General features: G+C 34.7%; 12 protein-coding genes. 9 read left to right on the top strand and 3 right to left on the bottom strand.

Annotation, left to right across the window (positions count from 1 at the left end):
* Window positions 1-61 precede the first annotated feature (61 nt).
* From FLP_RS15295 to FLP_RS15285, 3 genes are read right to left on the bottom strand one after another with little or no spacing between them, the layout of a single operon-like run.
* Complete coding sequence (locus FLP_RS15295) at window positions 62-577, bottom strand: cupin domain-containing protein (protein WP_065450397.1); 516 nt, start codon at window positions 575-577, stop codon at window positions 62-64.
* Window positions 578-595: 18 nt separating this feature from the next.
* On the bottom strand, window positions 596-1078 hold the full coding sequence (locus tag FLP_RS15290) for a UpxY family transcription antiterminator (protein WP_065450396.1): 483 nt from the start codon (window positions 1076-1078) through the stop codon (window positions 596-598).
* Window positions 1079-1132: 54 nt separating this feature from the next.
* Window positions 1133-2530, bottom strand: a complete 1398-nt coding sequence (locus FLP_RS15285) for a UDP-glucose 6-dehydrogenase (RefSeq protein ID WP_065450395.1) — start codon at window positions 2528-2530, stop codon at window positions 1133-1135.
* A gap of 519 nt (window positions 2531-3049) precedes the next feature.
* Between FLP_RS15285 and FLP_RS15275 the strand changes: the two genes are divergently transcribed.
* The 9 genes from FLP_RS15275 to FLP_RS15235 all read left to right on the top strand — a co-directional run bounded on the left by FLP_RS15275 (window position 3050) and on the right by FLP_RS15235 (window position 12475).
* Complete coding sequence (locus tag FLP_RS15275; RefSeq protein WP_065450393.1) at window positions 3050-3478, top strand: adenylyltransferase/cytidyltransferase family protein; 429 nt, start codon at window positions 3050-3052, stop codon at window positions 3476-3478.
* Window positions 3475-4479 carry a mannose-1-phosphate guanylyltransferase gene (locus FLP_RS15270; RefSeq protein WP_065450392.1) on the top strand — a complete coding sequence of 335 codons (1005 nt, stop codon included), beginning with the start codon at window positions 3475-3477 and terminating at the stop codon, window positions 4477-4479. Before FLP_RS15275 ends, FLP_RS15270 begins: the two co-directional genes overlap by 4 nt.
* A gap of 103 nt (window positions 4480-4582) precedes the next feature.
* Window positions 4583-5698 carry a GDP-mannose 4,6-dehydratase gene (gmd, locus tag FLP_RS15265; RefSeq protein ID WP_065450391.1) on the top strand — a complete coding sequence of 372 codons (1116 nt, stop codon included), beginning with the start codon at window positions 4583-4585 and terminating at the stop codon, window positions 5696-5698.
* Between the two features lie 2 nt (window positions 5699-5700).
* Window positions 5701-6657, top strand: coding sequence for a GDP-L-fucose synthase family protein (locus tag FLP_RS15260; protein ID WP_065450390.1), 957 nt, complete (start codon window positions 5701-5703; stop codon window positions 6655-6657).
* Window positions 6658-6789: 132 nt separating this feature from the next.
* Window positions 6790-7146, top strand: a complete 357-nt coding sequence (locus FLP_RS15255) for a hypothetical protein (protein ID WP_065450389.1) — start codon at window positions 6790-6792, stop codon at window positions 7144-7146.
* Between the two features lie 332 nt (window positions 7147-7478).
* Window positions 7479-8846, top strand: coding sequence for a lipopolysaccharide biosynthesis protein (locus FLP_RS15250; RefSeq protein ID WP_065450388.1), 1368 nt, complete (start codon window positions 7479-7481; stop codon window positions 8844-8846).
* Between the two features lie 35 nt (window positions 8847-8881).
* Window positions 8882-9796 (top strand): polysaccharide pyruvyl transferase family protein, encoded by a 915-nt coding sequence (locus FLP_RS15245; protein ID WP_065450387.1) that lies wholly within the window; start codon window positions 8882-8884, stop codon window positions 9794-9796.
* Between the two features lie 68 nt (window positions 9797-9864).
* Window positions 9865-10905, top strand: coding sequence for a CgeB family protein (locus FLP_RS15240; RefSeq protein ID WP_065450386.1), 1041 nt, complete (start codon window positions 9865-9867; stop codon window positions 10903-10905).
* Window positions 10898-12475, top strand: a complete 1578-nt coding sequence (locus FLP_RS15235; protein WP_065450385.1) for a hypothetical protein — start codon at window positions 10898-10900, stop codon at window positions 12473-12475. The genes FLP_RS15240 and FLP_RS15235 overlap by 8 nt, the downstream gene beginning before the upstream one ends.
* Window positions 12476-12590 lie beyond the last annotated feature (115 nt).

Below are 12590 nucleotides of genomic sequence, written 5' to 3'. Positions count from 1 at the left end.
ATAAAGCCATAAATCTTTAAGAGTTTAAGATTTATGGCTTTGTATTTTTTAGTCGTTTGCATTATCTCCCAAAATCGTCTTGTAAGCGAACGATATCATCTTCATCAGAAGGGTGATCCGGATCAGTATGCTGCCAGATTTCAGCAACAATTCCCCAGGAATCCAAACCTGTCAAACGATGGCGTTCTCCTTTATTCATTTGAATAAATTGACCCGGATCAAGTATTTGAAGTTCTTTTTCTTCATCAGTATCACTTGTTTTTACACCAACAGGACCAGAAAGAATGGTCCAGATTTCGGCTCTTCTAAAATGATATTGCCAGGACAATCGTTTATTAGGTGCGACAATTAAAATTTTTGGGCTCAACTTATTGGTAATCTGAATTTCGGACATTTCTAAATGCGGAAAAAATTGCGCTGCAAAAGCTTGTGCTTGTTTTTCATCTATTACAAAAAAACCTCCCCATGGCCTTGTGTTATCCTGTTGTACTACTTTAAAATTTTGGTCTTCCAAAAATGAAGCGATCTTTTTAAATATTGTATCCTTGTCTGCTTCTTTAGATAAATTAAAATCCATTTTTTTATTTCATTTTTATTAAATCGCGATCTTAATTTCTGCGGCTTTGTGCTTAATTTTTAAGACATAACCCAGAGATTCTAAAATCAGGACATAGTGAGAATTAGTTACTTCTTTGATTACAGCATCATGATTTAAAAAAGGGCCTGAATTTACTTTAATCGTTTCGCCAACATTGTATTGGCTAATACTAATAGCGGCGTCTTCAGTAAGCCACTCTTTTATAGTGCTGATTTCTTTATCTTTTACAATGGCATGTTTTCCTAGCCAGTATAAATACCGGATGGCTCCGCGTGATAAAAAAACTAAATTTCGGTCTTTATCAGCCAATTGAACAAATACATAGTTACTAAAAAGCGGTACTTCCAGCGTTTTTTTTCTGTCTGAATATTGCTTTGTAGTTTTTATTAAAGGACAATAGCAGTTTACGCCCAACTGCGTGAGTTGGTCAGCAACTCTTTTTTCCCATTTTGGTTTTGTATAGATAACGTACCAGTTCATTTTATATATGTTTTTGGATTGTACAAGATGATTTTTAGTCTTTTTTATACCACTTTAAGAACCAATTGCCTGATAAATGAAACCAATAGATTCCAGTTCTGTTTTATTTAAAATATTTCTGCCATCAAATACAAAAGCCGGTTTTAGCATCGAATCGTATATTTTTTGCCAGTCATAAGTCTTAAATTCGTCCCATTCTGTGAGCACTGCAATGGCATGTGATTCCTGACAAGCTTCATAAGGATTTTGGTAAGAACCCAGGCTTGCTTTGTTTTCTTCCTGCGATCTGGTTTTTAAATAATCTAAATCGGCCAGTATTTTTTCTCTGCTTACTTTAGGATCATAAACTGCAATTTTAGCCTGTTCCGAGATTAGATCATCTGCAACATAAATAGCTGCCGATTCTCTGGTATCATTCGTATCTTTTTTGAAAGCCCAGCCAAAGAATGTTATTTTTTTATCGGCAACCGTATTATATAAAGTTTGTGTTATTTTGGTCGAGAATCTTTTTTTCTGATAATCGTTCATAATAATAACCTGCTCCCAATAATCAGCCACTTCATTTAATCCGTATGATTTTGCGATATAAACTAAGTTTAAAATATCTTTTTGAAAACAAGAACCTCCAAATCCAACTGATGCTTTTAGAAATTTAGAACCAATTCGGCTGTCCATTCCAATCGCTTTTGCTACTTCATTAACATCAGCACCGGTTTTTTCGCAAAGTTCAGATAAAGCGTTTATCGACGAAATGCGCTGTGCCAGGAAAGCATTGGCAGTTAGTTTAGACAATTCTGAAGACCATACATTTGTAGTTAATATCTTTTCTTCGGGAACCCAATTTTTGTAAACATCAACTAATGCCTCAATTGCTTCTTGTCCTTCAGGAGTTGTTTCGCCACCTATTAAAATTCGGTCCGGATGTAATAAATCAGTAACAGCTGTTCCTTCTGCCAGGAATTCAGGATTGGATAAAATTTGAAATTGCACTCCGTTTCCGGTGTTGTCCAGAATACTTTTGATAGCCTCAGCAGTTCGTACCGGCAGAGTAGATTTCTCTACCACAATTTTATCATCTTTTGAAATTTTGGCGATTTGTCTGGCGCAAAGTTCAATATATTTTAAATCGGCTGCTTTTCCTTTTCCTTTTCCATACGTTTTCGTTGGCGTATTTACTGAGATAAAAATAATCTGGGCTTCTTCTATCGCTTTTTCAACATCGGTAGAGAAAAATAAGTTTCTTCCTCTGGCTTCCTCTACAATAGCACTAAGCCCTGGCTCGTAAATTGGAATATTGGCTACATCCTTATCATTCCAGGCCGCTATGCGTTCTGTATTTAAGTCAACAACTGTTACTTGTATGTGTGGACATTTTTTAGCAATTACTGCCATGGTGGGTCCACCAACATAACCAGCACCGATACAGCAGATTTTAGTAATTTTAGTTTTCATAATATTTTATCTGTTCTTCTTTGAATGTTAAATTAATATTTATTGATACTTGACTTTTCTTTAAATACCTATTAATAGTATAGCGGTATATTAATTGTAAATTATTGAATATTAATTATTTGTAAGATTTTGTTTTGTGCAGTTAAATACACTTTAACAGTTTGTTTTTGTTGCAAATAGATTTAATATATAGGTAAGTGAAATTAATTGTGTTTTATTTCTTTAGACGCTCTTTTCAATTGTAATTATTCCTTATTAAGACTTTTTAACCACTAAATTAAGTTTCGATTATTCTGAGTCTGTGTTAATTTTGCCTTGTTGGTAGTCGTTTTTTTGTAGTCACTTTCCAACTTTTTCCAAACATAATAAGTCAAAAAAATAATAAATTTTATTTTTTTTAGGGATAGTAAAATGTAACTATTCACGGGGAACCCTTGTTCAATTTTAAAATATTTGTATAAATATCTTTTACAGCCCGATTTATTTTTTGAACTCATTTATAAGCAAAAAACCAATATTATGAAAACAGGAATAACCTTTAGTGCTTTTGATTTATTGCATGCGGGTCATGTGAAAATGCTTGAAGAGGCGAGATTACATTGTGATTATTTGATTGTTGGCTTACAAACAGATCCAACGATTGACAGACCTACAAAAAACAAACCCACGCAGACAGTTGTAGAACGTTACATTCAGTTGAAGGCGTGCAAGTTTGTAGATGAGATTGTGCCTTATACCACAGAGCAGGATTTAGAAGATATCTTAAAAGCTTTTCAAATCGATGTGCGCATTGTAGGTGATGAATATAAGGAAAGGGATTTTACAGGCAGAAACTATTGCGAAGAAAAAGGTATTGTACTTTATTTCAATACGAGAGACCATCGTTTTTCGAGTTCTAATTTACGCAGAGAGGTTTTTCAGATTGAATTATTAAATGAGAAAATATGAATTCAACAAATAAAATAATACATGTTGTGCTAACGGGAGGAGTAGGAAGCAGGCTTTGGCCACTTTCCCGTAAAAGCCAGCCCAAGCAATATCTGGATTTATTTGAGGGTAAATCGCTATTTGAACTGACTTTAGAACGAAATGCCGCAGTGGCAGATGATGTTGTAGTGGTTGGAAACAGAGATAATAGTCATTTGACGGAGAACGTCATGAAAAAATTAGGTGTTCCTTTTACGCATATCATTGAAGCTACGCCAAGAAATACAGCTGCTGCAATTGCTTTTGCTGCATTTAATGCTGATCCGGATGACATATTGATCGTAACACCATCTGATCATATCATAGAAGGAGAAGTACAATATAAGGCGGGATTGGATCAGGCTATAGCATTAGCAAAAAATAACTTTTTAGTCACTTTTGGTATACAGCCTTTAAGACCGGAAACCGGCTATGGATATATTGAATTTGATGGAGATACAGTATTGGCATTTCATGAAAAACCAAATTTAGAAAAAGCAATATCCTTTACAGAAAGCGGAAGATTTTTGTGGAACAGTGGTTTGTTCTGTTTTAAAGCTGGTTTCTTTTTAGAAGAGTTAAAAGTACAGGAACCGGAACTTTACAAGCGAGCCCAACTGGTTTGGCAGGATAATGTCGATGGTTTATTAAATTATGAATTATCGCTTCAAATACCTTCTATCAGTGTAGACTACGCTGTAATGGAGCGAAGTAAAAATATAAAAGTAGTGGCTACTCATTTCGAATGGTCTGATTTAGGATCTTTTGAAGCGGTATATGATTATTTGATGCAAAACGGACATTCAGCAGATCTTAACGGAAATATTGTAATTGGTTCTGATGTGCATACGGCCTTTGTAGGTTTAGAAGATTGCTTATTGGTTCATACTCCTGATGCCCTTTTGGTTTTACAAAAAAAATATTCGCAAGAAGTTAAAGAGGTGTATCAACAGCTGGAGTTATCAGGTTCTTGTTTGATTTAGCGCAGCAATTTGTATTGACAATCACCGGACCTAAAGAAAACAGAATTCATCTCTGCACAAGATGAAAAGTACAAAATCAAAACAAAATAAAAGATAAATAATTATGGCTAAAGTAGCACTAATAACAGGGGTAACTGGTCAGGATGGAGCTTATTTAAGTGAGTTTTTATTAAAAAAAGACTATATTGTTCATGGCGTAAAAAGAAGAAGTTCTTTGTTTAATACAGATCGTATTGATCATTTGTATCAAGATCCGCATGTAAATAATCAACGATTTATATTGCATTATGGCGACATGACTGATAGTACGAACTTAATTCGTTTGATTCAGCAAATTCAGCCCGATGAGATTTATAACCTGGCAGCAATGAGTCATGTTCAGGTTTCTTTTGAAATACCGGAATATACAGGAAACGCTGATGGTTTAGGAACACTAAGGGTTTTAGATGCAGTTCGTTTGTTAGGATTAGAAAAGAAAACCCGTATTTATCAGGCTTCTACATCTGAGTTATACGGAAAAGTTCAAGAAGTTCCACAATCAGAAACTACGCCTTTTTACCCTCGTTCTCCGTATGCTGTTGCAAAAATGTACGCCTACTGGATAACGGTTAATTACAGGGAAGCTTATGGAATGTATGCCTGTAACGGAATTTTATTCAACCATGAATCTCCTATTCGTGGAGAAACCTTTGTAACCAGAAAAATTACCCGTGCGGTTTCCAGAATTGCCTTAGGATTGCAGGATAAATTTTATTTAGGAAATCTTGATGCGCAAAGAGATTGGGGACACGCTAAAGATTATGTACGTATGATGTGGATGATTCTTCAGGCAGAAGAGCCGGAAGATTGGGTTATTGCAACAGGTACTACAACTCCGGTTCGCGAATTTGTTAAAATGAGTTTTGCTCACGTTGGTATCGAATTAGCGTTTACAGGAACTGGTGTAGATGAAAAAGCGTATGTCGCAATTTGTCGTAATCCGGATTATCAAATCGAAATAGGAAAAGAAGTTTTGGCGGTAAATCCTCGTTATTTCCGTCCAACAGAAGTCGAATTATTGATTGGTGATGCCACCAAGGCCAATACTAAACTAGGCTGGACTCCGGAATATGATCTTCAGGATTTAGTGACCGATATGATGGAATCAGATGTGAAATTAATGAAAAAAGATCACCATCTGGAAGAAGCAGGATATCAAACAATGAATTATTACGAATAAAAATGGGTTTAGATAAAACAGCAAAAATATATATTGCCGGACATCGCGGGATGGTAGGCTCAGCAGTTTGGAGAGCATTAGAAAAGAAAGGATATTCAAATCTAATAGGTCAGTCTAGTCAGGAATTAGACCTTCGCAATCAGGAAGCTGTGAGAGCATTTATATCCAGAGAAAAACCGGATGCCATTATTGATGCGGCAGCAAAAGTAGGAGGGATTCTGGCAAACAAAGATTACCCGTATCAATTTATTATGGAGAACATGCAGATCCAGAATAATCTTATTGATACTGCTTTGCATGCAGGAATAGAAAAGTTTATTTTTTTAGGCAGCTCTTGTATTTATCCTAAACTGGCTCCGCAACCCTTATTAGAAGAATATCTCCTGACAGATTCCCTGGAACCCACTAATGAGTGGTATGCGCTGGCTAAAATTTCAGGAATTAAATCCTGCGAAGCCATCAGAAAACAATTTGGAAAAGATTATGTGAGTCTCATGCCCACTAACTTATACGGCATTCATGACAATTTTGATTTGACAAGTTCGCATGTTTTACCTGCTATGATACGCAAATTTCATGAAGCTAAAGAAAACGATCATTCGCCTGTAACACTTTGGGGAACAGGAACACCGCTAAGAGAGTTTCTTTTTGTAGATGATATGGCACAGGCCGTTGTATTTGCTTTAGAAAATCAACTTCCGGATTATCTCTACAATGTAGGAACCGGGGAAGATTTAAGTATTGAAAAATTAGCCTGGACAATACAGCAAATTGTTGGACATCGCGGAGAAATTATATGGGATACAACAAAGCCAGACGGAACTCCACGAAAATTAATGGATAGTGCTAAAATGAATCAATTGGGCTGGAAACATCAGGTCGCTTTAGAAGAAGGAATTGAGGAAACCTACAACTGGTTTTTGGCCAATGTAGAAAATGTTAAAAAAGTTTCTTTTTAGTCTGATTTTAAAAAGGCACCTGAAGTAAATAATACTGAACTTTTATTTTTTTTATCTCCGGAAAAGCAATTGAAGTAGTAATAATAGTTTCAAATATTTTTAATGAAACATTAATTTTTAAATTTTAAAAACATGAATCAAAGTAAAGTATTGGTTTTTGATGACTTTCATTATTTTTCGAGATTTTTAAAGTATGAGTTCAAAGACATCAAATTTTTAACGGGTAATAAAAAGGCCATTATCTATGGAAATGAGATAAATACAGACCTTTCACTAATTGTTTTTGTCCTTTATTCTGAAGATGATTTAATCGATTTGTTTAGGTTGTATACTCATGGAATTCAGTTATTAATTTGCAATCACTGCCCGAAATTCCTGAATAAGTTTACCAATATAAAAAACATAGGGGTCTTAGATTGCTTAGAAACAAAAATGGGGTATCGGGATGATTTGCGTGTATATTTTGATGAAAAATTCAATTTTAATTAATGGATAATTGCACACAAAAATACTGCCCTATGGAGTTTCAATATCATCAAAGAATCTAATCAAAAAATCATAAAGAACATTAAGACCCAATGGATACAGAGTCTGACATGCATTAACACACAGATCAATCTTTCTTCATGGTAAGATCTAGTTTTATTTTAATTGTTTTGGGGTATAATTAAAAACGGTGTTACTGTATGCAGATGTTGTACTTATATGATAAGTAAGCATAACACTATTCTTGGGTCTTTTTATTGTTCTTCTCTAACCGCCGGCCAACACTACATTTTAGTCTTAGGACTATCTTAAAATCTTAAAAATTACGCACAATTATGTCAGTATATGAGTCAATAGTAAAAAATTTCGCGGCAAGTATATTCGGAATGGGGGTTAGTTTTCTTAACCAGATCGCAATGGTTCCTTTGTTTATTATGTACTGGGGAATTGATAAATATGCTGACTGGATATTAATTACGGCTCTTTCCTCGTTTTTTGCGATGACCGATATGGGACTCAACCGGGCAAGTAACAATGAATTTGTCATTAAGTACAATCAAAAGGATTATGATACCTGCTTAAAATTGCAAACAAATGCCTTCTTATTTGTTTTATCTGTATTTGGTGTGTTTCTTTTAGTATCTGTTTTGATCTTCGTCCTTTGGGGGTTTAAAGGAATGCTGGGAGTAGAGCACTTTACAGAAAAAGAAACCTCCGTTGCCTTTGTTTTACTTTTGTGTGAAGTTTTTGCCATGATGTATGGCAGAGTGTACCATGGTATTTTTAGGGCTACATCACGAACTCACGTAGTTATTGTAGCAGACAACCTGATACGTATGGCTGAGTTGATTATACTGTTTTGTGGGATCTTTTTTAAAATGGATATTATTTTAATGCTTATCATATATCTTATTCCTTCGATAGCAGGAATTTTGTTTAAGCATTTTGCTTCCCGAAAAACATTCGCATCAGGACTTTACCTGCGCAATTTTGATGGACCTGTTTTTAAATCGATTATGAAACCGTCGCTTGCTTTTATGTTTTTTCCGTTAGGGCAGGCCGTTTCCAGCCAGGGGATGGTGTTTGTAGTGAATGTACTTTTGGGCGGGACTTTTCTGGTTGTTTTTACCACAACAAGAACGCTTGTTAATTTTCTGCGTCAGATGATGAATATGTTGTCCACATCCATCAATCCTGAAATTTGTGCAGCTTACGGAAGAAAGGATTATAAAACGATATTAAATATTTACAACAAATCACTCGTAATCACATTTGCTGCTACTTTATTATGCATTATTTTACTGGTATTTACAGGAAAAACAATTTATATGGAATGGACCAAACATGCCATAGTATTCAATGAAGTTTTCTTTATAGGAATGTTGTTTGTACTCTTGATTTCATGCCTTTCCGGATTGTCAAGTGTCATTCCGCTTTCTACCAACACCCACGTTCGCTTTACGGTAGTATTTTTAATTTCTCAGGTTGCCGGAGTAGCATTGTGTTATGTGTTTCTAAAAATAGAACCTAATATGAACCTGATTCCTTTGGCACTTGTACTTACAGAATTTGCCCTTTTTGTATACACATTAAGGAATAACAATAAGTTTCTTAACATCAGCTTTAAAGAAATGTATGCCGGATTATGGGATCAGGCAAAATTTATTTTAAAAAAAAGTAAAGCAACTTTTACAGCGAGCTAATTGCTTGTAAAGAGGCTAATTAAATACCCTTAAAAATGTCAATCAAAAACACCTACAGGCTTTTAGTAAATAAGTACGATTTATTTACCGTGTTCCAAATTTGGAGATCCGGAAAAAAATATACCACAAAAATATTGAACCAAAATTACGTTACAACAACCCCTACTGTTCATTTTATACACAGATATATTACCAATAATACCGGAGATAAAGTTTGTGGCTATTACCAGTATTTTCTTCCGGAGTTTGACCAGTACAAATGCATCGTACACGATGTAAATAAAGTCGATTTCTCATTGATTAAAAAGAATGATGTAATACTTGTAGGCGGCGGCGGATTGCTTAACGCCATGCCCGAATGGAACTATAATATCAATAAAGCAGCAAAAAAAGCCGGAAAAGCAGTAGTATGGTCCGCAGGATTCAACTCTAATGCTAAACAAAAAATCAATAAAAAAGTCGATTTCAAAGCTTTTGATTTGGTTGCAGTTCGCGATTTCAAATACAATGATTTTCGTTATGTGCCTTGCGCTACGTGTGCTTTACCAGAATTACAGCAGGAGTATCCAGTCAAGAGATATATTGGAGTAGTGGCACATAAAGATGTTCCGCACCATCTTCCGCAGGAAATTCATGAATTTGATAAAATTACAAACAGCGCTTCATTAAAAGAAATGATTGCATTTATAGGAAGCTCTGAAGTGGTTTTAACCAATAGTTACCATGCCGTTTACTGGAGCATTTTAATGAAAAAGAAATGTGTACTGTTTGCCCCAAGATCCGAAAAGTATGATTTTTACAAATATCCGCCCGTTTTGTTTTCAGGAGATTTGGCCAAAGATATTTCTCAGGCTGTAATTTATCCCGATGCCTTAAAAGAAAGTCAGGCTCTTACTGACGAATTTGTCCAGGATATAAAATCATTAATAGAAAAAAAAGGCAATTATTAACCAAAGAACCTGCGTTTTAAACTAGTTCATTTTTAGTTTTTTTATCAAAAAGATCAATACATAATAAAGTGAAGATATTATCTATAGGAAATATGTCAGGCTTGTCCAATACTTGTCTGCATCGTCATTGGGCGTTAAAAAAGATTTCAGATGAAATTCATGTGGTCAATACACGCAAGAAACCCTTTTCTATCTGGTATCGAATTGCCTATCATTTGTTTCAGTCAGGTCTGGCGGTCAGGTTGCCGGATAATTCATCAGCCAATAAAAAAATAAAGGATTTTATAAGTAAAGCTACCGAATCTCCTTATGACATTGTCTGGATCGATAAAGGAGTTACCATAAACCGTAAAACTCTGGCACATATCAGGAAGCTTTCGCCTAATACAAAGATTGTAAGTTATTCACCGGATAATATGGCTTTAAGGCACAATCAGAGTCAAAATTATCTCGATTGTATTCCGCTTTATGATCTGCATTTTACCACAAAATCTTACATCCTTGAGCACATGCGACGTCTGGGTGCCAGAAAAATAGTTTTTACGAACAAACATTACGAACAAACTTTTCATTATCCCAGAATGCTTAGCGAGGATGAAATACAGCGATTGGGAGGTGATGTCGGATTTATTGGAGCCTGGGAAAAAGAGCGGTGTGACAGTATTTTATATTTAGCAAAGAATGGAATAAAAGTTAAGGTTTTTGGAGATAAAAAATGGAATGAATATAAAACTGAAAACCTTGAAATAGCACCTGGAATTTATTCAGAAGATTATTCGAAGGCACTGCAGGCATTTAAAATTTCTCTTTGTTTTTTAAGAAAAATGAATTCTGATACTCAAACCTCCCGTACAATGGAAATTCCGGCATGTGGCGGTTTTATGCTGGCCGAGCGAACAGCAGAACATTTGGAATTGTTTAGTGAAAATAAAGAAGCTGTTTTTTTTGCTGACGATCAAGAACTATTAGAAAAATGCCGCTATTATTTAAATAACGAAGAAGAACGCAGGCAAATAATTGAAGGAGGAATACAAAGATGTAAAACCTCTGGATATTCTAACGAAGAAGCTGTGAAGAGAATGCTGAAAACCGCGCAAAAAAATGACTGATAATCTAAAAATACGAAGGAAAGGAAGTGCTTTACAATCAGTAACTAAGTATATTGATTTAGTAGTAGTACTTTCTATAATTGGCGAAATATTTTTTTTCCCTTCCTGGCAAAATTTTGCCGGTTGTGTGATGACAGTAATAGTTTGGCTAATCTTTCGTAATTTTTTCTTTAAAAAGAAAATTATACTGGAACATCCGTTTTCTTTTTTAGCATTTTCATCTATTTTTCTGGCGAGTTTTATTCCTTTGACGGCAACATTAATAGAATCAAAACCCATTACATACGGTTTTCAAAATCCTTATGAGACCTTTTTTTATCAAACACTGATTTTTATTGTAGCTTCATTATCATTTTATGTAGTAGTTTACAGAAAACGAAGACGCAACAATATCATACAGCGCACCTTATACAACCTAAATTTTTTCGAAACCGAACCTTCAACATTATGGATTTTAGGACTTATAGGTTTATTGGCCAGAATAAAAAGTCTTGCAGTGGTAAACGAAGTGCAGTATGGAGACGCTGGAAACAAGTTTTTAGAAGGATTAACTTATTTGCAATATGCGCCTATAATTATGTTTTTCCCTTCATTATCAGGACTGCCATACAACAAGTTTCGCAGTAATCTTGTCGTTATCTATGCATCATTTACGTTTGTTTTAAGTTTTGCTGCAAACAGCCGTCAACAAATGATTTATCCCATTTTTACGGTTCTTTTATTGTTTATTCTTTATTTATTAAAAGATAACATTTCTATTTTCAGCATTCTTTCACCCTGGAAAATAGGGACAATCATTTTTCTGGTATTTTTTGGATTAGGATTTCTGTCTGATATTTCCTTAGCGATGCTTGCCAACAGAAAAATTCGTAATGATGTAAGTCGAAGTGAACTTTTGGACAATACTATCGAAACCATGCAAAACGAAAAGCTGATGGAAAAGCTTAGAAATACCTCAATAGAAGTACAGGATAATGTATTTAGTTATAGCAGAGGCTGGGACGAAACCTATCTGAATAATTTTATGATTAACAGATATGGTAATGCAAGGGTTATTGATCAAACCTTATATTATGCCAATAAAATTGGCTATGGAAATGAAAAAATGCAAAAGAGTTTTTTCGAAAAAACGTTAGCGATTTATCCGCTTCCATTTTTGTCTGTAGTTGGAGTTACTATTGATAAAGAAGAGTTAGAATATTCTCCCGGAGATAAGCTTTACTTTACCGGTACGCATACACCTTCTGCATTAGGCGGATTCCGGGTTACAAGCCTGGTTGGAGATGGGTTGGCCACATTTGGTTATTGGTGTTTCCCGATCGTGTTTGTATTATTGTTTTTGTCATTTACATTAATGGATAGTCTTGTTTTATTTAAAAATGGCACCATATTATTCTCAACTCTGGGACTCATAAATATATTTGGTTTTCTGGGTATTTTCAGAAACTCTATTAGTTCTATCGTTCCATTAGCTTATATATTAAGAGGGTTTTGGCAACAATGTTTTATTTTTTGGCTATTGGTTTTTTTAATAAAACTAATGCAGCTGCCTAAAAAAAACAGAAGATAATCATCTCGCAGACCGCTTAGAAATGGTCCTCATTTTTCTTAAAAAAAATCAACCGACAAAGATATTTATACCGCTTAAATAGTAGTAGATATTGGCGAAGTAAGCCTATAGAAAA

Source organism: Flavobacterium piscis, assembly GCF_001686925.1.
In the GTDB taxonomy this organism is placed as follows: domain Bacteria; phylum Bacteroidota; class Bacteroidia; order Flavobacteriales; family Flavobacteriaceae; genus Flavobacterium; species Flavobacterium piscis.
This window is presented reverse-complemented; position numbering and strand designations above follow the sequence as displayed.